The sequence below is a fragment of the Streptomyces barringtoniae genome (assembly GCF_020819595.1).
GTDB classification, from domain to species: Bacteria; Actinomycetota; Actinomycetes; order Streptomycetales; family Streptomycetaceae; genus Streptomyces; species Streptomyces barringtoniae.
Genome location: NZ_JAJHNP010000005.1, coordinates 200,361 through 225,833 on the forward strand (window position 1 = coordinate 200,361; position 25,473 = coordinate 225,833).

The following is a 25,473-nucleotide window of genomic DNA, read 5'->3' on the forward strand; positions in this document are numbered from 1 at the left end:
ATGATGTGAGGATCTACGAGCAGGACGCGAAGACGCTGGAGCTGCCCCGGCCGTTCACCGGCCGGGAGGACGAACTGGAGCTGGTGCGCGCCTCGTCGGCCGGCGGCCGGCACGGCATCGTGGTGACCGCACCGGCCGGCCACGGCAAGACCCGGCTGATCACCGAGGCGGTCCGGGGCACGGAGCACGCCCTGGTCACCGGCACGCCCGAGGCCCAGGGCCTGCCCTTCGCGGCGTTCGCCCACCTGCTGCCCGACACCGTCTCGCTGCACCGCGCGGTGCGGATCCTGTCCGGCGTACGGCTCCTGGTCGTGGACGACGCCCATCTGCTGGACGAAGCCTCCGCCGCCCTCGTCCACCAGCTGGCCGTGCACGGCCGCACCCGGCTGGTCGTGGCCGCGGTGGCCGGCGTGCCCGCGCCCGGCGCGGTGTCCCGGCTGTGGACCGGGGAGCTGCTGCCCCGGCTGGCCCTCGAACCGCTGCCCTGCGAGGACGTCGCCCAGCTGCTCGCCGCCGCCGGGCTGGAACCGCTCACCGTCCGCCGCCTGCACCGGATGTGCCGGGGCGATCTGCGGCTGCTGCGCGACCTGGTCGCCGCACTCGGCACGGCCGGGCGGCTGACTGCCGTTCCGGGAACGCAGGAGCGGGCCTGGCGTGGGCCGCTTCCGGTCACCGCGGCCGTACGGCAGCGACTCGCCCCGGTGCTGGAGCACTCCGGCCCGGGCGAGCGGGACACGCTGGAACGGCTGGCGTTCGCCGAGCCGCTGCCCTTGTCGCCGTCGCGGGAAGACCTCGACCTGGAGGTCCTGGAGCATCTGGAGGCGGACGGGCTGATCCACGTCGACGACCAGGGCGGCGTCACCCTCGCCGATCCCCTGCACGGGCCGGCCCTGCGGGCCACGGCCGGCCGCCTGCGGGCCCGCCGGTTGACCAGCGGTCCCCACGACCACGGTCCGGCCCTGGAGGCCGAACTGCGGGCCCTGGCAGGGCGGATCGAACGGCTGGACGTCCGGCCGGTGCCGACGCCGGTGGGGGAGTGGCTGGCCGGGGAGGGCGCCACACTCCCCGCCGGGTACGCCGCCGTCCGCGCCCGGTTCGCCCGGCTGCGGGGAGAGGTGCGCGACGCCGCCGCCTGGGCTCGGGAGGGGCTGCGGGGTGCGCCGGGAGACCCGGGATGCCTTGCCGAGCTCCGACTGGCCGGCGGCGAGGTGGAGGAGGCGGGTGGCGATGATCCGTACACCCGCTACGCCGCCGTACGCCGCGGTGAACCCGAGCGGGTCGCCGGACGGTTGCCCGCCGGCAGCGTGTTCGCGCGGCACGCCGAAGCGCTGGCGCGGGAGGACGGGTCCGGACTGGACCGGGCCGCCGAGGGCCTGGCGGAGCGTGGCTTCCGGCTGTTCGCGGCCGAGGCGTACGCCCAGGCCGTACGGGTCCACCGGGATCCGCGGGCCGCGCGGGTCTCCCGCACCCGGGCGGTCGCGCTCGCACGGCGGTGCCAGGGGGCGCGGACGCCGGCGCTGGCCGGGCTGGTCCTCGGCGAACTGACCGCCCGGCAGCGGCAGATCGTGACGCTGGCCGCGGCCGGGCTCAGCAACCGGGAGATCGCCGAGCGGCTGACCCTGTCCGTGCGGACGGTGGGGAACCACCTGTACAGCGCGTACAGCAGGCTCGGCACGGGAGACCGGGGAGCGTTGCCGTGGCTGTGCGAGTCCGCGTAGGGGCCTACGCCGCCCCGAACGCCGCGAACGCCCAGCCCGTCGCCTGGTGGACCGGGTCCTCGGGCAGGGTGGCGCGCGCGTCCCGAAGTGCCTCCGCCAGGGACAGTCCCGCGCCCAGGCCCTTGTGCAGGGCGAGCATCAGGGGGACCACGGCCGCGTCGTTGACGGGGGCGCTGCTCGCCACCACCCCGGCCGTGCCGAGCGGCAGCAACGCGGTGACCAGACCGAGGAGTTCGTCGGCGCCGACGGAGGCGAGGCGGGCGGTGTCACAGCTGGAGAGGATGATCCGGTACGGGCTGCGGGTGAGCCGTTCGAAGTCGTGCACGATCAGCGGGCCGTCGGCCATGCGGAGGGCGGAGAACAGAGGGCTGTCGGCGCGGAACGTGCCGTGGGCCGCGAGGTGCGCGAGGGCCGCCCCGTCGAGGTGTTCCAGGACCCGCGGGACCTGGGCGTCGTCGCCTTCCAGGACCGTCGCCGTGCCGTAGTGGGCGGCCAGTTCCGGTACCTCCGCGCCGCCGGACGCGAGACCCGGTCCGCGCACCAGCACATGCCGGCCGCCCGGTGGCGGCTCGGTCTCGCGGGCGCGCAGCCAGCTGCCCGCCGACGGGGAGACGCTGAGCACCCGGTCCCGCAGCGCCGGCAGCAGTGCCCACGGCACCCGGTGCAGCGCCCCCGGCGGCACGACCGCCACCGGGCCCGACCCCAGATGCGGTACGGCCCCGCCCAGCAGCAGTTCCTGCAGGCGCAGGCCCGCGGCCTCCACCAGCGGCAGCCGGGCCTCGGCGCCGGGGTGGGCGAGGCGCCGCAGCCCCGCCTGGACGTACTCGGCCTCCGCCACCGCCTCGGCCAGCGGGCCGCCGGTGAACCGCCGCACCCGGCCCTGCCCGCACAGCAGGACGTGCACCCGCCCGTCGACCACGGCGAGTTCGACCAGGCGCGCCTCGCCGAGCCGGTCCAGCAGCCGGGCCACCTCGAAGCGGTCGCCCTCGTGCGGGGCGGAGCCGCGTATGTGGTGGGTGCGGGAGCGGACCTCCCGTTCCAGGCGCCGCTGTTCGCGCTCCAGCGCGGGCACCGGACGGCCCTCCATCCGGGCCTCCTCGGCGCGGGCCGCGATCTCCCGGTAGGCGGTCAGGCCGCTGAGCAGCGCCGGATCGGCGGGCGGCCGGGTGGGCGGCGCGGACAGCACGGTCGCCCGCCAGCGCTCGCTCCATTCCAGCAGCCGGCGGGGTCCGCCGTGGGCGAGGCTCACCTCCTGTGCCAGCGCGGCCAGTTCGGCGCCCTGCGCGGTGGCGTGCGCCCGCAGCTCCGAGGCGCCGAGCGTCATCCGGTGGTCGTCCAGCACCTCCAGGCCGCGCCGGCAGGCCTCCAGCACGCCCCGCCGGGACCCGGCCGCGCGCGCCCGGAGCGCCTGTGCCGCCCAGCCCGTCACCCGGGCCGGCGGCGGGCCGCCGTACCGGCTGCGCGCGGCCACCGCCAGATGCCGTTCGGCGTCGGCGGTCCAGCCCAGCGCGAGCGCGATCCGGCCCGCGAGCAGGGAGGCCTCCGGCGCGGCGGGCGAGCCGAAGGAGGCCAGCTTCCCGGCGACCGCCGCCGCGTCCGCCACCAGCCGCCCCGAGCAGCGCCCGGCCGCCACCCGCGCCTCGATCAGCACCAGCCGGGCATGCTGCTCCCACCACATCCGGCGCTGCGCGGCGAACAACCTCACGGCGACCGCGGCGCGGGCCACGGCGGTGTGCGCGTCCCCGGCCGAGCGGGCGGCCCGCGCGGCGGCCAGCAGCAGCTCGGCCTTGCGGGTGGACTGCCCGCCGATCCGGTCCAGCAGCGCGATCGTCGCGTCCGCCTCGGCCAGCGCCTCCGGGGCGAGCCCGGCCGCCATCAGCACCTCGCAGCGGCGCAGGGACAACATGTAGGTGGGGGTGCCGAGTTTGGCGTACCGCTCCTCGGCCTCGTCCAGCAGCCGCAGTGCCGCCGGGATGTCCCCGGACCGGAACGCGGCAAGCCCGCGGCTCTCCACCGCGTCGGCCTTGTCGTGCTCCTGGCCGGTGGTGTCCCACAGCCGCTCCGCCGCCGTGAAGTCCGCGACCGCCCGGTCCACCGCGCCGAGCGCCAGATGGACGGTGGCCCGAAGGGTCAGCGCCCGCGCGGTCCAGATGTCGTCGCCGAGCTGCCGCAGCACCGGCAGTGCCCGCCGTACGTCCTCCAGTGCCTCCCGGTGACGCCCCAGCACCCACCACACGTACGCCCGCCGGTACAGCACCCGGGCCCGGGTGTGCCCGCTGCCCCGGGCGACCCCGCGCTCGAAGGAGGTGAGCCCCTGTCGCGTGCGCCCCGCGTGCACCAGTGCGACCCCCAGCGTGGCGAGCACGTCCGCCTCGCGGTCGGCCGACTCGGCGCGCGCGGCCAGGTCCCGGGCCCGGCGCAGATGCCTGAGCGCGATCCGCAGATCCCCGAAGTCCCGCTGCCAGATGCCGAGCACCTGGTGGGCGACGCTGGCGTGCAGCGGCGGCGGAGAGGTCCCCAGCACCTGTTCCGCGCGTGCCCGGGCCTCGCCCGGGTCGGCGAACACCAGGGGCAGCAGTTCGAGAACCGACTCGCTTCCCGCCGTCACGTCTCGCATGGTAGTGGCCTGCTGTATCAGACGGTGGCCCCGCGGCTCTCACTGTCGAACACCGTCTTCAGGGGGAGGACACGTCATGGCTCCACAGCGGTTCCACGAGCAGTTCGAGCACATCCAGCGCTCCATGCCGGACGTATCCCTGGCCATGGGGCCGGAGGAGGACACCCACCTCCTCTACGAGAAGGGCGTCGTCCTGGCCCGGGACGGCGCGGAGGCGCGGGTCGTCGAGGACGCCGTGCGCGCCCACTTCACCGCTACCGAGGGCCTGGACCCCGCGCACGTGCGGCGGGACGGCCCGGAGAGCAACCGCACCGGCGTCACCCGCATCCGTACCGGCGACCCGGGTTCCGGTGACGACACCGTCCCGCACGCGCTGCGCGCCCTGCGGGAGGCCGAGGACCGCCGGGGTCGCCGGCTGGTGGGCCGTAACCACGTGGTGCACATCGCGGTCAACGCCTGCCCCGGCGACGAGCCCGTGCCCGTCGCGCGCACCCGGTCGGCCAACCCGGCCGCCGCCGACGGGGGTTACGACCCGGACGGCGCCGTCCGCGTCCTCGTGATCGACACCGGCCTGGTCCACGACCACCGCGCCTACCCGCTGCTCGCCCACACCACGGGCGACGCCCAGACGGCCGAGACCGACGCCGACGGCGTGCTGCGCCAGTACGTCGGCCACGGCACGTTCATCGCCGGAATCCTCGCGGCCGTCGCGCCCAGCACCGACATCACCGTGCGCGGCACCCTGAACGACGCCGGGGCGATCCTGGAGTCCGAGTTCGGCGCCCGGCTCATCGAGGCGGTCGACCAGGGCGGCTGGCCCGACATCATCAGCCTCTCCGCCGGCACCACGACCGGCAGCGGCGACGGACTGATCGGCCTGGACGCCTTCATGCGCGAACTGCGCGACCAGCGCACCCTGCTGGTGGCCGCCGCCGGGAACAACGCCAGTGACACGCCGTTCTGGCCCGCCGCCTACGCCGCGCTGCCCGAGTACGCCGACAGCGTGCTGTCGGTCGGCGCGCTGCGCGCGGACGGCGACGGCGAGGCCTGCTTCAGCAACCACGGCCCCTGGGTGCGGGTCCACGCCCCCGGCGAGCGCCTCACCAGCGCCCTCACCGGCTTCGACACACCCGTGCCGTACGTCTACCAGCACTCCACCTACGACGCCTGCCGGTTCGGCTTCGACTACCCGTGCACCTGCCAGTTCCCGCGCCACACCGGCGTGTTGAGCGAGGACCGGGAGGGCACCGGGGCCAAGCCGGACCAGGTGATGTTCGACGGCCTCGCGCAGTGGAGCGGCACCTCCTTCGCCACCCCGGTCGCCGCGGGCCTCGTCGCCGCCCGGATGACGGCGCACGGGGAGCGCGACCCGCGTACCGCGCTGACCCGGCTGCTCGCGGCCACGACGGACACCGCCGAGGTGCGCGGGGCGCTCGTCCCGGCGCTCCGGCCGGCCACCTGGCGCCCGGTCCCGGCCGTGGCCCCGGCCGTGCCCGCATGAGGTGCGGAACGCTCCACTCCGCGGCGTACGATGACATGCCGTACACGAGGGGTGGAGCCGTGGACCGAACAGAGGTCGGCGCGCTCGTCCGGTCCGCCGTCGACGGGGACGCCGCGGCCTGGAAGGCGCTGGTGGAAGGGATGAGTCCGCTGGTGTGGTCGGTCGTGCGCGCACACCGGCTCTCCGACGCCGACGGGCACGAGGTCTACCAGACCGTGTGGTTCCGCTTCGCCCAGCACCTGGGCCGGATCCGCGAGCCCGACAAGGCGGGTTCCTGGCTGGCCAGTACGGCCCGCCACGAGTGCCTGAAAGTGCTCAGGAGCCTGACCCGGCTGACCCTGACGGACGATCCACGGGTGCTGGACCGGGCCAGCGACGACCGGACCCCGGAGGAGTCGCTGATCGATTCGGAGGAGGCGGCGGACCGGGCCGAGCGGTTACGCCGCCTGTGGCAGGAGCTGGACGGAATGGGGGAGCGCTGCCGGCAGCTGCTGCGCGTGCTGGTGGCCTCCCCGCCGCCCAGCTACGGTGAGATCTCGGCCGCGCTCGGTATCGCGGTCGGCAGCATCGGACCGCTGCGCCAGCGCTGTCTGCGCCGGCTGCGGGCCCGGATGGACGCACGGGGTGCGGCGTGAACGACGACCATCGGTTCCCGGAACCGGGCGCGACGGACCAGGAGTTGACGGACTCCCTGCTGGAGGAGGAACTGCGCCAGGCGGCCGCGGTCCTCGACCCGGTACCGGACGATCTGCTCCAACTCGCCCTGGACGCCTACGCGTTGCACGACCTGGATGCGAGAATAGCCGAGCTGACCTTCGACTCGCTCGTGGACGCGCTGCCGGTCAGGGGCGTGCCGGACGCCCCGCGGATGCTGACGTTCAGCGCGGGCGAGGTCACCGTCGACGTCGAGGTGACCGAGGACGGGCTGATCGGCCAGGTGCTGCCGCCGCAGTCCGCGCGCATCGAGGTGCTCGGCGGCCCGCAGACCGCCCGCCCGGTCACGGCCGACACCCTCGGCCGCTTCACCAGTGACACACCACCGGCCGGCCCGTTCGCCCTCAGGCTGCGGACCGGCGCGGAGGTGATCGTCACGGAGTGGCTGCGGGCGTGACCCGCTCAGGGGAGCCAGGTCACGGGCAGCGTCTGCGGCCCGCGGATCATCGTCCGGTGCCGCCAGCGCACCTCCTCGGCAGGCACCGCGAGCCGCAGCCCGGGCAGCCGGTCCAGCAGGGTGTCCACCAGCAGCTCGGTCTGCAGCCGGGCGAGCAGGGTGCCGGTGCAGAAGTGCGGACCGTTGCCGAAGGCCACGTGCGGGTTCGGATCACGGTCGGGGTCGATGCGGTCCGGGTCCGGGAAGACGGCCGGGTCGCGGTTGGCGGCGAGGTAGGAGACGTAGACCGGCTCGCCCGCGGCGATCCGGTGGCCGGCGATCTCCACGTCCTCCAGCGCGATCCGGGCGAGCCCGACCGAGCTGCGGTGCGGGATCCACCGGAACAGCTCGTCGAGCACGGGGCCGCGGGCCTCGGGACGCGCCCGCAGCCGCTCCATCAGCTCCGGCCGGGTCAGCACCAGGTACAGCATCTGCCCGCAGTTGTGCGTGACGGCCTCGCCGCCGATCTGCAGCGGTCCGGCCAGCCCGACGGCCTCCTCCTCGCTGATCTCCCCGCGCGCCACGGCCCCGCCCAGCATCGAGTAGACGTCCTCGCCCCGGCTCTCTGCCCGGGCCCGGACTGTCGTGGTGATCCACCCGTACAGGCCCTCCTTGGCCCGTCCCGCCGCCTCGGCCCCGTTGGTGGAGATGATCTCCCGGGTCCAGGCGTGCACCTGCGCCCGGTCTGCGGCGGCCACGCCCATCACCTCGCTGACCACGGTGAGCGGGAACGGCTCCAGCACCCGCTGGACCAGGTCGGCCGGCGGTCCGTCCCGTACGACACCGTCCACCAGCTCGTCCAGGATCTCCTGCGCACGGGGCCGCAGCCGCTTCATGGCGCTCACCGTGAAGGCGCCCGCGACCGGCTTGCGCAGCCGGTTGTGGTCGGGCTGGTCGGCCCAGGCGAGCGAGCCGGGCCGGGGTGCGAAGTTCGGCGCCATCCGGGTCACCTGACGGCGGGTCACCTCCCTACGGCTGAACCGCGGGTCGTTGGTGATCAGCTTCACGTCCTCGTGGCGGGTCGCCAGCCAGGCCCAGCCCTCGCCGAACGGCAGCCGGATCCGGGTCAGCGGACCCTCGCGCATCAGGCCGGCGAGGACCGGGTCGAAGTCGGTTCCGTCCAGGTCGGGGGTGGGCCAGTCCCGTACGGGCGGCGGGGCGTGGCCGGTGAGCGTGGTCTCCTCGGTCATGAGCACCACCCTGGTACGGGCAGCGGCGGCTGTCCTGTCGGAGTAGTCCAGGTGGAGGGCATTGCGCCTACCGGGGTGCCGCTCCGGGCCGTCGGGCGTGTGCAGCGCCGCTTGTGGCTGGTCGCACCCCCGCGGCGGAGCCGCACATCGATACGGCCCCGCGCCCCTTGGGGGTGCTCAGGCTGTGTCGACCACAGCGGCCAATGCTGTGGCCAGACGGTCGAGGCCCGGCCCGGCCGGTCCGCCCGGCTCCGCCATATAGGTGTCCCGGCGGATCTCCACCATCAGGGCGGTGACCCGGGCGTCGGTGCCGTAGAACTCCAGCGGTACGTACGTTCCGGCGAACGGGCTGTCCAGCCTCGTCTCCCCGACGCCCGCGAACGCCTTGCGGGCCGCTTCCGTGAGCCCTTCCGGGGTGTGGAAGGAATCCGTCCCCAGGCACACCGGCGGACGCGGCCCGGTGCCGTGCAGCTCGTAGGGGAGGGGCTCGGTCGGGTAGGAGTGCACGTCGATCACCACGGCCCGCCCGGTCGCCGCCAGCCGTCCGGCGACCGCCTCGCCCATGGCCTGCGCGTACGGCCGGAAGTACCGCGCCAGCAGCGGCTCCGGATCGGTGTCCGCGGGCCGTAGTTCGCTCCGGTGCGTGGTCCGGGTGTACACGGCGCCCATGCCGACGGCCGTCATCTCCTCGCGCTCGTCCGGGAACCGCTCGGGGTCCACGACCAGCCGGGACAGCCGGTTCACGAACCGCCAGGGCGTGACGGTGGCCAGATCCGCGGCCCGCTCGGCGAGCTCGGCGGTGTGTGCGTCCGTGATGTGGTCCAACTCCCGCTCCAGAGCGGCGTCGTCCAGCACGATCCCGCGGCGCACGTCGTGCGGAATGGCCCGGGCCGAGTGCGGCACATGCAGCAGGACGGGGGAGGCGGGGGCACCGGGGAGGAGTTCGAAGGAGGACACGGGCGGGCTCCGGGGGCGTTGTCAGTGGTCTGGTGCAGGATCAAGGTGTCACGACGACACCGAGCGAGGGGCGGGGCCGAGCATGCCGATCAGCAATCCCCAGGTGGCGCAGCACGCCTTCCTGGACGGGCTGTACCGGGACGGGTACTTCCCGGACCACGTCGTGGACAAGGGCCGGGCGATCCTGCTCGCCCTGTGTGCGCGGATCGAGGCCGAGCGGCCCGCCGACCTGGCCGCGCTGTACCGGCTGACGCAGGCCGCCACCGAGGAGTTCAACGCACTGGAGGCGGAGTTCGAGGCGGCCGGGAGCGAGATCGAGACGGTGGCCCGCGAGGAGATAGGCGGGGACTTCTGGTTCGTCGCGCGGGCCTACGGCTTCGAGGACGCGGACGCGGAGGAGCTGATCGCCACCCGCGAGTGGTGACGGCCGGTCCGCTCTCCCGCACGGGGGCGGTGCCCGGACGTGCCTCCGCCCCGGCGGGGACACCTGCCGGGGCGGAGGTCACTCAGGTGAGCGGTTCAGGCGCCGCAGGCACTGGCGCCGCAGGCACTAGCTCAGGGACGCCAGCGCCTCGTTCCAGGTGGCCGACGGGCGCATGACCGCGTCCGCCTTGGCCTTGTCGACCTGGTAGTAGCCGCCGATGTCGGCCGGCTTGCCCTGGACGGCGATCAGCTCGTCCACGATCTTCTGCTCGTTCGCGGCGAGGGTCTCGGCGAGCGGGGCGAAGGCCTTGGCCAGGTCGGCGTCGTCGGTCTGCCGGGCCAGCTCCTGCGCCCAGTACAGGGACAGGTAGAAGTGGCTGCCGCGGTTGTCGATGCCGCCGACGCGCCGGGTCGGGGACTTGTCCTCGTTGAGGAAGGTCGCCGTGGCGCGGTCGAGGGTGTCGGCGAGGACCTTGGCGCGGGTGTTGCCCGTGGCCGCCGCGTACTGCTCGAAGGAGGGGACCAGCGCGAAGAACTCACCGAGGGAGTCCCAGCGCAGGTAGTTCTCCTTGACCAGCTGCTGGACGTGCTTCGGCGCGGAGCCGCCGGCGCCCGTCTCGAACAGGCCGCCGCCCGCCATCAGCGGGACGACCGACAGCATCTTGGCGCTGGTGCCCAGCTCCAGGATGGGGAAGAGGTCGGTCAGGTAGTCGCGCAGGACGTTGCCCGTCACGGAGATGGTGTTCTCGCCGCGGCGGATGCGCTCCACCGACAGCTTGGTGGCCTCGACCGGGGACAGGATCTTGATGTCCAGGCCCTCGGTGTCGTGCTCCGGCAGGTACTGCCTGACCTTCGCGATGAGCTGCGCGTCGTGGGCGCGGTTCTCGTCCAGCCAGAACACCGCCGGGTCGCCGGTGGCGCGGGCGCGGGTGACGGCCAGCTTGACCCAGTCGCGGATCGGGGCGTCCTTGGTCTGGCAGGCGCGGAAGATGTCGCCCTGCGCGACCGGCTGCTCGATGAGCACGGTGCCGGCCTGGTCGACCAGGCGGACGGTGCCCGCGGCCGGGACCTCGAAGGTCTTGTCGTGGGAGCCGTACTCCTCGGCCTTCTGCGCCATCAGGCCGACGTTCGGGACCGAGCCCATGGTGGACGGGTCGTAGGCGCCGTTGGCCCGGCAGTCATCGATGGCGGCCTGGTAGACACCGGCGTAGGAGGAGTCCGGGATGACGGCGAGGGTGTCGTGCTCCTGGCCGTCCGGGCCCCACATGTGGCCGGAGGTGCGGATCATCGCCGGCATGGAGGCGTCGACGATGACGTCCGAGGGCACGTGCAGGTTGGTGATGCCCTTGTCGGAGTCGACCATCGCCAGGGCCGGGCCCTCGGCGATCTCGGCGTCGAAGGAGGCCTTGATCTCGGCGCCCTCGGGCAGGTTCTCCAGGCCCTTGAGGATGCCGCCGAGGCCGTCGTTCGGGGTGAGGCCGGCCGCCTTGAGGGTCTCGCCGTACTTCGCGAACGTCTTCGGGAAGAAGGCGCGCACCACGTGACCGAAGATGATCGGGTCGGAGACCTTCATCATCGTGGCCTTCAGGTGGACGGAGAACAGGACGCCCTCCTGCTTGGCCCGGGCGACCTGCGCGGCGAGGAACTGCTCCAGCTCGGCCACGTGCATGACGGAGGCGTCGACGACCTCGTCCTTGAGCACCGGCACGGACTCGCGCAGCACGGTGGTGGTGCCGTCCTCGCCGACCAGCTCGATCCTCAGCGCGCCGTCCTCGGCGATGACGACGGACTTCTCGGTGGAGCGGAAGTCGTTCTCGCCCATGGTCGCCACGTTGGTCTTGGACTCGGGGGTCCAGGCGCCCATGCGGTGCGGGTGGGTCTTGGCGTAGTTCTTCACCGAGGCCGGGGCACGGCGGTCGGAGTTGCCCTCACGCAGGACCGGGTTGACGGCGGAGCCCTTGACCTTGTCGTAGCGGGCGCGGATCTCGCGCTCCTCGTCGGTCTTCGGGTCGTCCGGGTAGTCCGGCAGCGCGTAGCCCTTGCCCTGCAGCTCGGCGACGGCGGCGCGCAGCTGCGGGATGGACGCCGAGATGTTCGGCAGCTTGACGATGTTGGCGGCGGGCGTCTTGGCCAGGTCGCCCAGCTCGGCCAGCGCGTCCGGGATGCGCTGGTCCTCGTTCAGGTACTCCGGGAAGTGGGCGATGATGCGTCCGGCCAGCGAGATGTCCCGGGTGGTCACGGGCACACCGGCCTGCGAGGCGTACGCCTGGATCACCGGCAGGAACGAATGCGTCGCCAGGGCCGGGGCCTCGTCTGTGTAGGTGTAGATGATGGTCGAGTCAGTCACCGGGTGCTCCGCTCCACGTCTGCAACATTGCTCGACATCAAGATATCTCGTGATCGGGATCCGCTCGACAGGGGTCCCGGCCGGAAAAGGTGCCGCGCCGGTGCAACCGGCAGCCGTCTTCAGCGGTCATGACAAGCGATCACCACCGACCACGGTGATCGTCAACGACCGGCGGCCGGACCGACCACCCGGCCGCCCGAGCGGAGGCGGACCATGAGATATCGCAGCAGAGTGACGGCCCCGGCGGCCGCCCTGATCGGCACGGCCGCGGCACTGACCGTCGGCTCCCCGGCGCGGGCGGCCGGCACGGCGAGGCGGACGGGGGAGCCGGGCCCGGAGACCCTCGGCGACCCGGTTTTCCCGGCCCTCGGCAACGACGGCTACCGCGTGTCGTCGTACCACCTCGACCTCGCCTACGACCCCACGACCCAGCGGGTGGATGCCACCGCCACCCTGCGGATCCGCGCCACCGGCGCGCTGACCAGGTTCTCCCTCGACGCGCTCGGCCTGGACATACGCTCCGTGTCCGTCTGCGGCCGGGCGGCCGGCTGGGAGCAGGCGGACGAGAAACTGCGGATCACTCCCGCCCGGCCGCTCCCGGAGGACGCGGCGGCGACCGTCTGTGTCGGCTACTCGGCCGATCCGCACCGCACGCTCGCCCACACGGCCTGGGTGCCCACCCCGGACGGCTTCGCGATCTGCCCGCAGCCGAACTCCGCGCACACCGTCTTCCCGTGCAACGACCACCCGTCGGACAAGGCCCGCTTCACCTTCCGCCTCACGGTCCCGGACGGGCTCCGCGCGGTGGCCAACGGTCTGCTCACCGGCACGGAGAGCCTCGACGGCGGCCGGACCGCGTACACCTACGAGTCCCGGGAGCCGATGGCCACCGAGCTGGTGCAGGTCACGGTCGGGGACTACGTCGTCAAGGACCGTCAGGGCCCGCACGGGCTGCCGCTGCGCGACGTCGTCCCGACCGCCCGCGCCGCCGCCCTCGAACCGGCGCTCGCGCTGACCCCCGGACTGGTGGACTGGATCGAGCAGCGGCTCGGGGCGTTCCCCTTCGAGACGTACGGACTGCTGCCGTGCAACTCCGACGACCCGAAGGCCTTCGACTTCACCGGCCTGGAGACCCAGACCCTCACCCTGTACAAGCCGAACTTCCTGCTCCAGGAGGAGAAGAAGATCGGCTCGCACATGATGCACGAGCTGGTCCACTCCTGGTTCGGCAACCTGGTCAGCCCCGCCACCTGGGCCGACCTGTGGCTGAACGAGGGCCACGCCGACTACTACGGGCTGCTGTACCGCTACGAGCGCGGCTGGACCGACTCGCTCGGCTACAGCACCTTCGAGGACCGTATGAAGTACACCTACGGCCTCGGCGACCAGTGGCGCCACGACTCGGGCCCGGTCGCCGCCCCGAACGCCGTCAACCTCTTCGACAGCCAGCGCTACACCGGCGGTGTCCTGGTCCTGTACGCGCTGCGGCAGGTCGTCGGCGAGGACGTCTTCCACGCCGTCGAGCGTGGCTTCCTGGACCGGTACCGCAACTCCTCGGCGTCGACGGAGGACTACATCGCCGTCGCCTCGGAGGTCTCCGGCCAGGACCTGTCCGGCTTCCTGCGGGACTGGCTGTACGGCACGAAGACCCCGCGCATGCCGGGACACCCCGACTGGACCGTGACCCCGGTCAGCTCGTCCCTCATGGCCCCGCACAGCAGGCGCGGCGGCCACTGGCACGAGAATTCGGCCACGCTCTGATCAGTCCCGGCGGGCGGGGCCGGGACCGCTCCCTGCCCCGCCCGTCATCTCCCGCTCGATCCACCGGCAGATCACGGCGACCACGTACACGTGCTCGGCACGAGTCAGTTCCCGCCCCTTGGGGATGCCGTGCCAGCGCTCCAGACAGCCCCGGCAGCAGGTGGCGGTCGCGTGCTGCGCGACGAAGACCGGATGGCCGCGGTACGGCGTCTGCTTGCCGTCCTTGTACGGCTCGGCCGGCGCCAGCCGCTTGGCGATCAGGTCGTAGGCGTGCCACCGGATCGTCGCCGGCCCCTTGAGCTCGGCGGTCGCCCGGTCCCGTCCGCGCAGGCGGAACCGCGCCCGGAACGGCTGGAGCGCGAGCGCGTTCAGCCGCTCGTCCAGGGCAGAGGGGTCCGGCGAGGTGGTCATGCTGCAGTGAGCCTACGTCGTCCCGATGCGACTCAGCCCAGCAGCAGGCGCTTCTGGGCCTGGAACTCCTCCTCGGTGAGGACCCCCTGGGCCTTCAGGTCGGCCAGCTGCTTGAGCTGGTTGATCTTCTCGGTCATCTCGTCGGGTGCCGCGGCCGGCGCCGCTTGTTGCGGTTGCGCGTACTGCGGCTGTGCGTACTGCTGCTGCTCGTACTGTTGTTGCTGCTGTTCGTAGTCCTGCTGCGCCCACCGGCCGGCCTGCCGCCGCGAGACACGGTTGGACACGGCGGTGGCGGTTCCGGCGACCACGGCTGTGCGGGCGACGCCGCGAAGCAGTCCGGGCATGTTCGGTCATCTCCCATGGCATCGGTACGGGATCGGCGGGGCACCGGTGCGGTGCCGTTCAGGCCGCTGTGGAGCCGCCGGGCGGCACCGTCTCCTCCGTGGCGTCCAGCGCCGCCAGCAGCGCCTGCACCGGGATACGGCCGCTCGCGACGAGCTGGGCCCCGCTGCGCCTGAGCGCGGCGGCCAGGGGAGCGGCCCACAGGTTCTCGTACACCAGCACCGCGGCCGAGTTGCCCGGCTCCAGCGCGTTGGCCGCCTCGTCCAGGTCACTCTGGTCCAGCACGCCCGCCGACGCTCCCTCGAAGACCGTCAGATCGGTTTCCTCGCCGAGGTCCTGCACCTCCAGTCCGACGACCGAACCGTCGGTCTCCTTGCGGACGAAGGCCAGGTCGATGATCCGGACGATGCCGCGGTCGACGAGATCGACCAGCAGCGGGAAGGCCTCTCCCGTCATACGGTTGCCGGGGAACTCGATGACCAGGTAGTCGACGGGCCCCATCTCTTCGACGCCGTCCATGACTTCTCCTCGCGAGACGCATGGGAATCGGGGCCGCTCGCCCGGCCCGCTTCCAGTCCACCACGCGGTGCGAGGACCCGCATATTGGGCGGTGGGCGGCGGTGGGCGGCGTTGGGCGGTGGTGGGCGCGAGCGGGGGCGGCGGCTCACCGGACGGCTCCGGAGTGCCGCGGGGCGCCCGGCCCTCCACCCTGGACGCAGCGAAGGGAGCGAGGTCATGCCGACCGTCGGGGTGCCGTCAGCGGGCGGGGAGCGGGCGTACCCGCAGAGTTTCCCCCTGGGACCCTGATGGCGACGGAGGGACGTGCGCATCGGCTGGTCGCCTGGGCGAAATCGGTGCACCAGCGGGCGGAGAGCCGGTTCCCCGTGGTCACGCACGTCGCGGACCGCATGGTGTCCGTGAACATCTTCGATTCCGGTACGCGCATCGCGGCGCAGTGCTTTCTGACCGCGGTCCCGCTGCTGTTCGTCGTCGCGGCGTACGCTCCGGCGGCGGTGCGCCGTGAGCTGGTCGCATCCGTGACAGGGGTCTTCGGGCTGACCGGCGCGGCGCAGGCCCAGCTGGAGCAGGTACTGCAGCCCACGTCCGACGACCTGAAGCAGACCACCGGCGTGGTGGGCGGACTGATGGTGCTGCTGTCGGCCACCGCCGTCAGCCGGGCGACGCAACGCCTGTGCAAGCGAGCCTGGGAGATCCCGCGCGCCGGGACCCCGATCGCCCCCTGGCGGTGGCTGGCCTGGCTGGGCCTGTGGATCGGTGTCCTGGTGCTCCAGGGCCCGTTGCGTGACGGCTTCGGAGCCGGTGTCTGGCTGGGCATCCCCCTCACCTGGATCAGCCAGGTGGGCCTGTGGTGGTGGACCCAGCATCTGCTGCTCGGCGGCTTGGTCGGCTGGAAGCCCCTGCTGCCGGGTGCCGTGGTCACGGCGACCGTGCTCACCACGCTGGCGGTGACCGCGCGCCTGTACATGCCCCGGGCCCTCGACCGCGCCCTCGCCAGTTACGGTTCCGTGGGGTCCGTGTTCGTGGTCCTGTCGTGGCTGATCGTGGTGTGCGTCGCCGCGGCCGTGGCCGTCAGCGTGGGCGCCGTACTGGCGCAGGAGCCTTTTCTGGCGGCACGCCTCGGCAGCCCGCCCCCACTGCGCGACCGTGAAGCGGGCGGCCGGTGAACCCTCGCCGGGGCCGGGTTCCCCCGTCCGGACCGCCCGGCGCGCGGAGCGTCCGCGGGGCTGAACCAATGGTGCTGTCCAGGCAACCACCACGCCGGAGGTTCCATGACCAGGCCGCCCGCCCCGCAGTCTCCGGAGCCGGACCCGCACCGGCCGACTGAGGCACACGGGCAGGACAGGGCCGCACATCGGCTGGATCCGGGCGCGAACCCACAGGGCGGCGAGGCGGATCGGCCGAGCCGGGAGGCGCGTCGCCCCGACCCCCGCCCGGACCCGCCGGACCGCGTGGGCACGGGCGGCACTGGGCAGCCGATCTCCAACGGCGGCGACCGGGCGAACACCGGCGGCGGTCGGCACGGGCAGCCGCCCGGCGGCGGTCAGGCGGGCCCGTCCGGCGGTGGTCAGGGCAACCTGTCCGACGATGCTCAGGCGAACTCCTCCGGCAGTGGGTCCGGAATGCCGTCCGGCGGTGATCGGGGCATGTCGTCCGGCGGTGATCAGGGGATGCTTTCCGGCGGTGGGCGGGCAGGCTCCGCCGGGGGCGGGCAAGGAATGCGCCCCGGGGGTGGTCATCCGGGCCCCTCCGGTGGTGGACGGGGGAAGCCGCTCAGCGGTGGTGGGCACGGGATGCCGCCCGGTGGTGTGTTTGGTGTGCCGCCCGGCGGTGGGCAGGGGATGCTTTCCGGCGGTGGGCGGGCAGGCTCTGCCGGGGGCGGGCAAGGAATGCGGCCCGGTGGTGGTCCGGCGGGGCCCTCCGGTGGTGGGTTCGGTGTGCCGTCCGGCGGTGATCGGGGCACGTTGTCCGGCGGTGGGCAGGGGGAGCGGCCCAGCGGTGGGCAGGCTGGCCCCTCCGGGGGCGGGCAGGGAGTGCCGCCCGACGGTGGGCAGGCTGGCCCCTCCGGGGGCGGGCAGGGAGTGCCGGCCGGCGGTGGGCAGACAGGCTCCTCCGGGGGCGGGCAAGGAATGCCGCCCGGCGGTGGGCAGCCGGGCCCCTCCGGCGCCGGGCAGGGAAGGCCGGCCAGCGGTGGTGGGCAGGGAGTGCCGCCCGGTGGTGGGCAGGGAGTGCCGCCCGGTGGTGGGCAGGGGGTGCCGGCCGGTGGTGGGCGGGCGGGGCCGCCCGGGGGCCGTTCCGCGGGGGGAGGGTCCGCTGCGGGGCGGATCGCGCGTAACACCGCCTCGGCCGTGCTCATCGTGCTGACCTGCATCCTCGTACCCGTCGCGCTGCTGGCCACCTGGGTGCACGACATCGCGCTCGACACCGACCGCTACGTGGCCACGGTCGCGCCGCTGGCCACCGAACCCGCCGTCCAGGACGCGGCGGTGCACCGGATCACCGAGGCCGTCGGCGCCCACGTGGACGGCAAGCGGGTCGCGGGGGACATCGCCTCCTGGCTGCAGTCCCAGGGCCTGCCGCCGGTCGCCGCCGACGCGGTCAGCCGGCTCGGACCGCAGATCGACTCCGCCGTGGACTCGGCCGTGACCAAGATCGCCACCCGTGTCGTCCACAGCGACGCGTTCGCGACGGTGTGGCGAGGTGCCAACCGCGCCGCCCACAACGCCGTCGTGCACGCACTGACCGGCAAGGGACGCGGCGCGTTCGGAGTCAGCGACGGCACGGTCACCCTGGACGTCGGTACGGCCGTCGACCGGGTCAAGAAGGAACTGGTCGACGCCGGCCTCAAACCCGCCGAAAAGATCCCGCAGGTGAACAAGCAACTGGTGCTGTTCCACTCCGACCAGCTCGCCAAGTTCCGCAAGGGCGCCCGCCTCCTCGACACCGTCGGGAACTGGTTCCCCGTGATCGTCGTGCTCCTCGGCGCCGCGGGGGTGTTCCTGGCCCACCACCGGCGCCGGGCCCTGGCGCGCACCGCGCTGGGCGCCGCCTTCGCCTGCCTGGTCGTGGCCATCGGACTGGTCGTGGCGCGGAACTACTACCTCGACCACCTGCCGCCCCAGGTGCAGTCCAGGGCCGCCGCCGGGGCCGTCTTCGACACCCTGCTCCGCTTCCTGAGGGTCAGCCTGCGTACGGCCGTCGTCCTCGGTGTGGTCATCGCGCTGGGTGCCTACTTCGTCGGGCCGGGACGGCTGCCCGTGGCCGTCCGGGGCTACTCCGACCACACGGCGGACTCCGCGGCGCGCTGGGCGGCCGCCCATCACGTCGGCGCCGGGCGCGTCGGCGCGTGGGCACTGGCCTACCGCCGGGCCGTCACGCTCCTCGTCCTGTTGATCATCGCGCTCGTCTTCGCGCTCTGGAACCATCCGACGGTGCTCACCGTCCTGTTGCTGGTCCTCGTGCTGCTCGGCGTCCTGGCGCTGCTCGCCCTGCTGGCGGCCGCCGGGCGCGTCCAGCTGAACGCGGCACGCGGGGCACCGCGGCCGGCCGGGGACGAGCACTGACGGAGGCATTCCACGGAGCCGACCCACGCGCGCCTCCGGCGCGAGAACCCGGACTGCGGGGACACGCGAGCCGCGGGGATCCGTGGACGGGCCGACCGGCCGTGTCCGACCTGCGCCGGGGCCGGAAAACTGGGATCCTGAGCGGGTGGAGCCCGCTCCGCAAGCCCGACGACAGGGCGGTGACCCTGTGACCACGCGGCAGAAGAACCCCAGGCGATCGGCCGTCGCACACGTCGATCCGCTGGGCGAACCGTTTCTCCGGACCCGGTTCGCCCTGCCGGCCAGGCCGGCCGTGTTCCTGCGCCGCCCGCGGCTCGACGAACACCTCGACCAGTCCTTCGGTACACCGCTGACGATGGTCAACGGCTCGGCCGGCGCGGGCAAGACCCTGCTGGTCGCGGACTGGGCCGCCCGGCAGCGGCAACCGGTCGCCTGGTTCACCACCGAGGCGGGGGACCAGGGCTGCGGGGTGTTCTGGGCGTACGTGCTCGAGGCCCTGCGCGCCGCCGGAGTACCGCTGCCCTCCGACATCGGCTGCCCCGGCGACGCGAGCCGCGTGGACCACGGGCTGCTGTCCCGTCTCGCGCACGAACTGAACGGGCTGGAGCGGCCCGTCGTCCTCGTGCTGGACGAGTTCGACCGGGTGACCTCCGCACGGATCGCGGAACAGCTGGAGTTCGTCCTGCACCACGCCGGACGGGGGCTGCGCCTGGTCGTCGTCACCCGTACCGAGCCGCTGCTGCCGCTGCACCGCTACCGGGCGGCCGGGGCCATGACCGAGATCCGGGGCGCCGAGCTGGCCTTCACCGTCGAGGAGGCCGCCGCGCTCCTTCAGCTGCACGGACTGCGCCTTCCCACGGCCGCCGTCCGCGCGCTGGTGGAGCGCACCGGGGGCTGGGCCGCCGGGCTGCGCCTGTGCGCCCTGGCCGCCCGGCAGAGTCCGGACCCATCGGCGTATCTGCGGGACTTCGAGGCGGGCCGGAGCACGATCGCCGACTTCCTGCTCACGGAGGTGCTCAAACGGCAGCCGGTCCGGGTGCAGGACCTCCTGCTGCGGGTCAGCGTCGTGGAGCGCTTCTCCCCCGAGCTGGTCGCGGAGCTGACCGGCCGCGGCGGCACCGAGCCGATCCTCGCCGCACTGCACAGCCAGAACGCGTTCGTGGAGGACCTCGGGCACTCGTGGTACCGCCTGCACCCCCTCTTCGGCGAAATACTCCGGGCACACCTGCGCTTCCGTTCGCCGGGGCTGGAGAGCGAACTGCACCGCCGTGCCGCGCAGTGGCTGCACGCCTCCGGGGCACTGCCCGAGGCGCTGGCGCACGGCGCGGCCGCCGGCGACTGGAACTTCACCACCCGGACCCTCGTCGACGACCTGGCGATCGGCCAGCTCTTCACCGGCCTGCGCGCGAACGACCTCGCCGAGCTGTTCTCCCGGATGGGCCCCGAGGCCACGAGCGCGGCGGCGGACCTGGTGCGCGCCGCGCGCGAACTGTCCCGGGGCGACGTGGAACGCGGCCTGGTCCAGTTGCGCCGGGCCGAGGAGCGCCTGGATGCCCGGCCGGACGCCGCGACCCGGCTGAGCCTTGTGCTGCTGCAGTCCCTGGCGGCCCGGCTGACCGGCTCGCCCGGCATGGCCGAGCAGGCCGTGGCGACGGCGGAGCGACTGTGGGGCGAGGTCCCGGCCGAGTTGCTGGACAGCCACCCCGAGTTCAGCGCCCTGCTGCTGACCCACGTGGGGTCGGCCCGGCTGTGGGCCGGGCGCTTCGACGACGCGCGCGCCGCCCTGTCCACGGTGGCCGGATGCCCCGGCGGCGTCTCGACGGCGCTGCCACGCGAGGACTCCCTCGGACAGCTCGCGCTGATCGACTACCTGAACGGCTGGCTCTGCCGGGCGGAACGCAAGGCCCAGGCGTCCCTCAGGGAGACGGAGCGGTTCGGCCTGCGCGACCCCGGCTTCCCCGGCGCGGGCCTCGGGCAGCTGGTGCTGGCGGCCGTGGCCGTCGACCGCGACGAACTACGGGCGGCCCAGGCCCTGTTGGACGAGGCGGCGGCGGCCTCGGGCGCCCCGCGCGATCCGGTGACGGCCGCCGGCCGCTCGCTCGCGACGTCCCGGCTGCTGCTGTCGCGGGGGGAGCCACGGGCCGCCGCGGCGGCGGCCGACCTCGACGTGCCGGCCCTGGTCGACTCCCCCTGGGCAGAGGTGCAGACGGCGCTCGTCGCCTCCGCCGCCCATCTGGCCGAGGGCCGCACGGAAAGCGCCCTGAAGGTGCTCGACGACGTCTCCTCGGACGGTGAGCCCACGTGGGCGGCGGAGCTGGCCTGGGCGCGGTTCGCCGCGGGGAACCAGGAATCCGCGCTCGACCTGCTCGACCACATGCGGACGCACCGCCACACCGGCCCGAGGGCGGCCGTCCAGTGCGCGCTGGTGCGTGCCGGGGCCGCCCAGGAGACGGACGTCGCCGCCGCTCGCAAACTGCTCGCCGGTGCCTTGCTGCAGGCCCGGCGGGAGCGGCTGCGCCGCCCCTTCCTCGAAGCCGGACCCCGCATCCGGCACCTGCTGGACTCACCGCCTCTGCAGGATCTGGCCGCGGGCTGGCTCACCCCGTGCCGCCCCGCCCCGCCCGGCGGCCCGGGGTCGGCCGGGGACGGCTCGTCCCTGGTCGTGGAGGAGCTGAGCGGACGCGAACGCGAGGTCGTGGGCAGGCTGGCCGAGCTGATGTCCACGGAGGAGATCGCCGCCGACCTGTACGTCTCGGTCAACACAGTGAAGACCCACCTCAAGAGCGCCTACCGGAAACTCGGGGTGAACGGTCGCGCCGAGGCGGTGCGCCGGGCCCGTGACCAAGGGCTGATCTGACCCCCGCCCGGCCGGTTCGCCCGTGACGGGTGAGGCGCGGACACGGCAGCGCCGCTGCGATGAGGGGTGGCGGCCGGGCAGGCCGGGGCGGTCGTCACGGGACCGCGCGAGCGGCCGGGAGCACCCGGGCGAGGTGGTGGACACCGTGGGACATTGGCGCGCTCTGATGGTGCTCGGCACGGCCCAGTTCCTGATGGTCCTGGACACGTCCGTCATGAACGTCTCCATCAGCCAACTGGTCGAGGACTTCCACACCGAGGTCACCGCCATCCAGGCCGTCATCACGCTGTACGCGCTGGTCATGGCCGCGTTCATGATCGTCGGTGGCAGGTTCGGCGACATCCACGGCCGCCGTCGGCTGTTCCTGCTCGGCCTGGTCGTCTACGGCACAGGGTCGGCCCTCACCGCCCTGGCGCCCACCCTGTGGGTGCTCGCCCTGGGCTGGTCGGTGATCGAGGGGCTCGGCGCCGCGATGGTGCTGCCCGCCATGGCGGCCCTGGTCGCCGAGTCCTACCGGGGCAGGGACCGGGCCGTCGCCTACGGCGTGATCGGCGGCCTCGCGGGTGCCGGCATCGCCGTGGGTCCGCTGCTGGGCGGCTGGGTGACGACGTACCTGACCTGGCGTCTGGTCTTCGCGGGCGAGGTCGTGGTCGTCCTCGTCGTCCTGTTGTGCCATCGGGTCATCAAGGAGGCCCCGCGAACCGGACCGCCGCCCCGGCTGGACGCGGTCGGCGCGGTCCTCTCGGCGGGCGGACTCGGGCTGGGCGTGCTCGGCGTGCTGCAGAGCAGCACCTGGGGCTGGGTCCAGCCGCGCAACCCGCCCTTCACCGTCCTCGGCTTCGCGCCCACCCTGTTCGTCGTCGCCGCCGGGGTGGCCGTACTGGCCCTGTTCGTGCGCTGGGAACGCGGGCGGGAGGCCGCGGGCGCCGACCCCCTGGTGCACCTGTCCCTGTTCGGCGTGCCGCCCCTGCGCTCCGGCCTGCTCACCCTGCTGAGCCAGAACCTGATCCTGCTGGGCCTGTTCTTCACCATCCCGCTGTACCTGCAGGTGGTGCAGGGCTTCGACGCCTTCCAGACGGGGCTCAGGCTGCTTCCGGTGTCCGTGACCATGCTCGTCACCTCCCTCGGCGCGGCCCGGGCCGGCCGTGCCCTCGGGCCGCGCCGGGTCGTCCGGATCGGCCTGCTGACGCTGGCCGCGGCCATCGTGTGGCTGCTCGCCACCATCGAACCGCAGATCGACAACGCCCAGTTCGCCGGCGCCATGGCGGTGCTCGGCATCGGCATGGGTCTGCTCGCCTCCCAGCTGGGCAACGTCGTCCAGTCCAGCGTCGGCGAGGCGGAACGCAGCGAGGTCGGCGGCCTGCAGTTCACCGCGCAGAACCTCGGCTCGGCGCTGGGTACCGCGCTCATCGGATCGGTGCTCATCGGCGCGCTGGTGAGCGCGTTCAGCACGGAGGTGGAGAGCAACCCCCAGCTGTCGGCCCAGGCCCGGCAGCAGACCAGCGTCCACCTGGAGGCCGGGGTCAGCTTCGTGCCCACCGACCAGGTGCGCTCGGCCGCCCAGCACGCCGGACTGCCGCCGTCCGAGGTCGACGCCCTCACCGGCTCCTACGCCTCGGCACAGCTCGACGGCCTGAAGTCGGCGATCCTCGCCACCGGCGGCATCACCCTGGCGAGCTTCCTCGTCACCCGGCACCTGCCGACCGCGCCCGGCCGCCGCCGGCAGCCGTCGCAGGGCGGCGCACCGGCCGGCGTCGCCGGCGCCAGGGAGTGAGGGTGAAGGCCACGGCGATGTCCTCGACCGGCCGCACCACGGCACGGGAACGCCGTACCGAGCGCCGCGCCCACGCCGACTACACCGGTGCGGTGTACGGATCGATGCTGGCGGCGTCGGTGGTGATCGGCGCCGGCGGCCTGGGACGGTTTCCCCGCGTGCAACTGGTGATGCTGCTGTTGCTCACCGGCCTCGTCTTCTGGGTCGGCCACGTCCACGCCCAGCTGTTCGGGGCCCGGCTCGCGCAACGGTCACTGGACCGGCCGACGGTCCTTAGGGTGTGCCGCGAGGAGTGGCCGATCGTCGAGGCGGCCGTCCCGCCCGCGCTCGCGGTCGCCCTCAGCCCGCTGCTCGGCCTGGACGTCGCCGGCGCGGTCTGGCTGGCGGTCGTCGTCGCGGTGGCCGGCCAGGTGGGCTGGTCCGCGGCAGGCGCACGGCAGGCGGGAGCGTCGTGGCGCCTGGTGGCGGGCACCGCCGCGGTCAATCTGCTGCTCGGCCTGGCGATCATCATGTTCAAGATCACGCTGAGCCACTGAAGCCCGGCGCCCCGGATCACCTGTGCCGGGTGAGGCCCGGCGCGGCCGGGCGGAGCAGGATCGCAGCAAGTCCGCAGGAAGACCGCAGCGGCCCGCGGCGGGAGTACGGCCCATGCGCTACGAGATCCGCGTCGATGGACACATGTCGGAGACCCTCACCGAGGCCTTCCCGGAGCTGGATCACGTGAAGATGTCCGGTCAGACGGTGCTGTTCGGCCCCGTCGTCGACGAGGCGCACCTGTACGGGCTGCTGAACCGCTGCCAGTCGCTCGGCCTGCGGGTCGTGGAGATGCGCCAGCTGCCGGAGTGAGCGCCGCTCACCGCAGGGTCCCTCAGCGGTCGGCCGCCACGATCCGCCCCGAGCGTGCGGCCTCGCCCAGTGCCTCGAAGTCCCGCTCGTTGCGGTCCGCGTAGGCCTGCGCGAACCGGGCCAGCGCACGGTCGAAGCGGTCCTTGTCCCCGAGGTAGGCGGAGATGGCGACGGGATCGCCGGACCGGGCGTGGGCCCGGGCCAGGGACGCCCCGCACACCCGGGCGAACAGCCGCAGCAGATCCGGGTCGCAGTTCTCCGGCCGGAAGCTGCCCTTCCAGTCCCACAACTGCCGTACGTAGAAGTCCCGCCCGCGCCCGTCGAGACCCACGACGTGCGTCCACCCCAGGAGGATGTCACCGGCCGCCTGGAGGAGCCGCTGCCCGTTCACCACCCTGCGGCCCTGGTTGTCGTACCGTTCGCCGCCGGAGTGCGCCGCCAGCACCGACTCCTGTGCCTCCTTGGCCTGCAGCAGCAGCGGATCGTCGTCGTCGCGGCCGAGCAGCAGCAGGACCCAGCACCGGGTGCCGACGCTGCCGACCCCGACCACCTTCCGGGCCATGTCCACCAGCCGGAAGTGACGCAGCAGGTGCCGCCGGTCCGGCGGCAGGGTTCGCGCGTACGCCTCCAGCAGGGTCTGGAGCTCCTTGTCCTCCTCCCCGCGGGAGGACTCGCCGCGCAGCTCGCGCAGCGGGGTGATCAGCGGCGGGTCCGGCGCGATCCGCCGGCCCTCCGGCGTGAGCCGGGTGAGCTTGGCGTACGCCCGCAGATGCGTGCGGGCACGGGCGCGCGAGGCCGCCTCGTCCGTACGACGCCTGGTCTCCCTGCCCATCGAGGAGGCCAGCAACTCGCGCATCGCGTCGGCGTCGTCCTGGGCGTACCAGATGTCCAGCGTCCGCATGCCGGCGAACTCCCGCATCCGCTCCCGGTACGCCCGTACGCAGGTGCCCGCCGCGTCGTTCTGCTCCCGGTGCGTGAAGCCGTTGGCCCGCCCCGCGATGACGAAACTCGCCGCCAGCCGTTTCACGTCCCATTCGAACGGACCCGGGAACGTCTCGTCGAAGTCGTTGATGTCGAAGACCAGATGCCGTTCGGGCGACGCCAGCAGCCCGAAGTTCAGCAACTGCGCGTCCCCGCACAACTGGACCTGGAGCCCGGTGTCCGGCAGCCTGCCCAGGTCCGTCGCCATGACCGCCGCCGCGCCACGGTAGAAGCGGAACGGGGACGCGAGCATGCGGCCGTAGCGGATCGGCACCAACTCCGGTAGCCGGTCGGCCGCCTGGTGCTCCAGTACGTCGACGGCGTCCGGCCGGTGCGGCGCGGGCTCGAAGTCGCCGTGGCTCGAGCGCGGGGCGCGCCTGCGGGCCTGTCTGCCGTGGGCCGCCCGGTCGGCCGGTGACGACGAGACGGTGACGGCACTGGGTGCGGCCATGATCCACTCTCCTGGTCCTGCGGCCCGTCGTCCGCCGCCGGAACCGGGCTCGCGCGGGGCGCGGG

At 73.7% G+C, this 25,473-nt stretch carries 20 protein-coding genes; 12 read left to right on the forward strand and 8 right to left on the reverse strand.

Annotation, left to right across the window (positions count from 1 at the left end):
* Positions 1-5 precede the first annotated feature (5 nt).
* Entirely contained in the window at positions 6-1,718 is a 1,713-nt protein-coding gene (locus LMU33_RS10355; protein WP_228619385.1) for a LuxR family transcriptional regulator AbsR2, read from the forward strand.
* A 4-nt stretch (positions 1,719-1,722) separates the two neighbouring features.
* Here LMU33_RS10355 and LMU33_RS10360 read toward each other — a convergent pair whose 3' ends face one another.
* Positions 1,723-4,326, reverse strand: a complete 2,604-nt coding sequence (locus LMU33_RS10360) for a CHAT domain-containing protein (RefSeq protein ID WP_228619387.1) — start codon at positions 4,324-4,326, stop codon at positions 1,723-1,725.
* A gap of 85 nt (positions 4,327-4,411) precedes the next feature.
* Here LMU33_RS10360 and LMU33_RS10365 point away from each other — a divergent pair, with 85 nt between their 5' ends.
* The 3 genes from LMU33_RS10365 to LMU33_RS10375 are packed head-to-tail and all read left to right on the forward strand — an operon-like array spanning position 4,412 to position 6,947.
* Positions 4,412-5,836 (forward strand): S8 family peptidase, encoded by a 1,425-nt coding sequence (locus LMU33_RS10365; protein WP_228619388.1) that lies wholly within the window; start codon positions 4,412-4,414, stop codon positions 5,834-5,836.
* Between the two features lie 35 nt (positions 5,837-5,871).
* On the forward strand, positions 5,872-6,471 hold the full coding sequence (locus tag LMU33_RS10370) for an RNA polymerase sigma factor (protein ID WP_228619389.1): 600 nt from the start codon (positions 5,872-5,874) through the stop codon (positions 6,469-6,471).
* Positions 6,468-6,947, forward strand: a complete 480-nt coding sequence (locus tag LMU33_RS10375) for a hypothetical protein (protein ID WP_228619390.1) — start codon at positions 6,468-6,470, stop codon at positions 6,945-6,947. The genes LMU33_RS10370 and LMU33_RS10375 overlap by 4 nt, the downstream gene beginning before the upstream one ends.
* A gap of 5 nt (positions 6,948-6,952) precedes the next feature.
* On the opposite strand, the gene LMU33_RS10380 is transcribed toward LMU33_RS10375, so the two are convergent.
* A complete protein-coding gene (locus LMU33_RS10380; protein WP_228619392.1) occupies positions 6,953-8,176 on the reverse strand; it encodes a cytochrome P450 in 1,224 nt (407 codons plus the stop codon).
* Positions 8,177-8,353: 177 nt separating this feature from the next.
* Positions 8,354-9,133 carry an N-formylglutamate amidohydrolase gene (locus LMU33_RS10385; RefSeq protein ID WP_228619393.1) on the reverse strand — a complete coding sequence of 260 codons (780 nt, stop codon included), beginning with the start codon at positions 9,131-9,133 and terminating at the stop codon, positions 8,354-8,356.
* Between the two features lie 82 nt (positions 9,134-9,215).
* Here LMU33_RS10385 and LMU33_RS10390 point away from each other — a divergent pair, with 82 nt between their 5' ends.
* On the forward strand, positions 9,216-9,557 hold the full coding sequence (locus LMU33_RS10390; RefSeq protein ID WP_228619394.1) for a DUF5713 family protein: 342 nt from the start codon (positions 9,216-9,218) through the stop codon (positions 9,555-9,557).
* Positions 9,558-9,683: 126 nt separating this feature from the next.
* Here LMU33_RS10390 and LMU33_RS10395 read toward each other — a convergent pair whose 3' ends face one another.
* Complete coding sequence (locus LMU33_RS10395) at positions 9,684-11,903, reverse strand: NADP-dependent isocitrate dehydrogenase (RefSeq protein ID WP_228619396.1); 2,220 nt, start codon at positions 11,901-11,903, stop codon at positions 9,684-9,686.
* Positions 11,904-12,116: 213 nt separating this feature from the next.
* Between LMU33_RS10395 and LMU33_RS10400 the strand changes: the two genes are divergently transcribed.
* Positions 12,117-13,664 (forward strand): M1 family metallopeptidase, encoded by a 1,548-nt coding sequence (locus tag LMU33_RS10400; RefSeq protein WP_228619397.1) that lies wholly within the window; start codon positions 12,117-12,119, stop codon positions 13,662-13,664.
* On the opposite strand, the gene LMU33_RS10405 is transcribed toward LMU33_RS10400, so the two are convergent.
* Genes LMU33_RS10405 through LMU33_RS10415 form a run of 3 tightly spaced genes read right to left on the reverse strand, consistent with a single transcriptional unit; the run spans position 13,665 to position 14,936 of the window.
* A complete protein-coding gene (locus tag LMU33_RS10405) occupies positions 13,665-14,075 on the reverse strand; it encodes a DUF4186 domain-containing protein (protein ID WP_228619399.1) in 411 nt (136 codons plus the stop codon).
* Positions 14,076-14,107: 32 nt separating this feature from the next.
* Positions 14,108-14,419 carry an SHOCT domain-containing protein gene (locus tag LMU33_RS10410; RefSeq protein ID WP_228619401.1) on the reverse strand — a complete coding sequence of 104 codons (312 nt, stop codon included), beginning with the start codon at positions 14,417-14,419 and terminating at the stop codon, positions 14,108-14,110.
* Positions 14,420-14,477: 58 nt separating this feature from the next.
* Positions 14,478-14,936, reverse strand: coding sequence for a DUF6325 family protein (locus tag LMU33_RS10415; RefSeq protein ID WP_372477915.1), 459 nt, complete (start codon positions 14,934-14,936; stop codon positions 14,478-14,480).
* Between the two features lie 287 nt (positions 14,937-15,223).
* On the opposite strand from LMU33_RS10415, the gene LMU33_RS10420 reads away from it, so the two are divergent.
* The 6 genes from LMU33_RS10420 to LMU33_RS10445 all read left to right on the forward strand — a co-directional run bounded on the left by LMU33_RS10420 (position 15,224) and on the right by LMU33_RS10445 (position 23,976).
* Positions 15,224-16,102, forward strand: coding sequence for a YhjD/YihY/BrkB family envelope integrity protein (locus LMU33_RS10420; protein ID WP_228619402.1), 879 nt, complete (start codon positions 15,224-15,226; stop codon positions 16,100-16,102).
* A gap of 1,182 nt (positions 16,103-17,284) precedes the next feature.
* A complete protein-coding gene (locus LMU33_RS10425; protein ID WP_228619404.1) occupies positions 17,285-18,499 on the forward strand; it encodes a hypothetical protein in 1,215 nt (404 codons plus the stop codon).
* Between the two features lie 187 nt (positions 18,500-18,686).
* Positions 18,687-21,356, forward strand: a complete 2,670-nt coding sequence (locus LMU33_RS10430) for a winged helix-turn-helix domain-containing protein (protein ID WP_228619406.1) — start codon at positions 18,687-18,689, stop codon at positions 21,354-21,356.
* A 145-nt stretch (positions 21,357-21,501) separates the two neighbouring features.
* Positions 21,502-23,130, forward strand: coding sequence for an MFS transporter (locus LMU33_RS10435; protein WP_228619407.1), 1,629 nt, complete (start codon positions 21,502-21,504; stop codon positions 23,128-23,130).
* A gap of 17 nt (positions 23,131-23,147) precedes the next feature.
* Entirely contained in the window at positions 23,148-23,666 is a 519-nt protein-coding gene (locus LMU33_RS10440) for a hypothetical protein (protein WP_228619760.1), read from the forward strand.
* 112 nt (positions 23,667-23,778) lie between these two features.
* Complete coding sequence (locus LMU33_RS10445; protein WP_228619409.1) at positions 23,779-23,976, forward strand: DUF8691 family protein; 198 nt, start codon at positions 23,779-23,781, stop codon at positions 23,974-23,976.
* Positions 23,977-23,998: 22 nt separating this feature from the next.
* Here LMU33_RS10445 and LMU33_RS10450 read toward each other — a convergent pair whose 3' ends face one another.
* Positions 23,999-25,408, reverse strand: a complete 1,410-nt coding sequence (locus tag LMU33_RS10450; RefSeq protein ID WP_228619411.1) for a DUF2252 domain-containing protein — start codon at positions 25,406-25,408, stop codon at positions 23,999-24,001.
* Positions 25,409-25,473 lie beyond the last annotated feature (65 nt).

Excerpts from the sequence above, each read along its gene's own strand:
- LMU33_RS10415 (WP_372477915.1), bottom strand. The coding sequence starts at position 14,936 with ATGGACGGCGTCGAAGAGATGGGGCCCGTCGACTACCTGGTCATCGAG.
- LMU33_RS10440 (WP_228619760.1), top strand. The coding sequence starts at position 23,148 with ATGTCCTCGACCGGCCGCACCACGGCACGGGAACGCCGTACCGAGCGC.
- LMU33_RS10445 (WP_228619409.1), top strand. The coding sequence starts at position 23,779 with ATGCGCTACGAGATCCGCGTCGATGGACACATGTCGGAGACCCTCACC.
- LMU33_RS10405 (WP_228619399.1), bottom strand. The coding sequence starts at position 14,075 with ATGACCACCTCGCCGGACCCCTCTGCCCTGGACGAGCGGCTGAACGCG.
- LMU33_RS10365 (WP_228619388.1), top strand. The coding sequence starts at position 4,412 with ATGGCTCCACAGCGGTTCCACGAGCAGTTCGAGCACATCCAGCGCTCC.
- LMU33_RS10450 (WP_228619411.1), bottom strand. The coding sequence starts at position 25,408 with ATGGCCGCACCCAGTGCCGTCACCGTCTCGTCGTCACCGGCCGACCGG.
- LMU33_RS10380 (WP_228619392.1), bottom strand. The coding sequence starts at position 8,176 with ATGACCGAGGAGACCACGCTCACCGGCCACGCCCCGCCGCCCGTACGG.
- LMU33_RS10420 (WP_228619402.1), top strand. The coding sequence starts at position 15,224 with ATGGCGACGGAGGGACGTGCGCATCGGCTGGTCGCCTGGGCGAAATCG.
- LMU33_RS10400 (WP_228619397.1), top strand. The coding sequence starts at position 12,117 with ATGAGATATCGCAGCAGAGTGACGGCCCCGGCGGCCGCCCTGATCGGC.
- LMU33_RS10390 (WP_228619394.1), top strand. The coding sequence starts at position 9,216 with ATGCCGATCAGCAATCCCCAGGTGGCGCAGCACGCCTTCCTGGACGGG.
- LMU33_RS10410 (WP_228619401.1), bottom strand. The coding sequence starts at position 14,419 with ATGCCCGGACTGCTTCGCGGCGTCGCCCGCACAGCCGTGGTCGCCGGA.
- LMU33_RS10370 (WP_228619389.1), top strand. The coding sequence starts at position 5,872 with ATGCCGTACACGAGGGGTGGAGCCGTGGACCGAACAGAGGTCGGCGCG.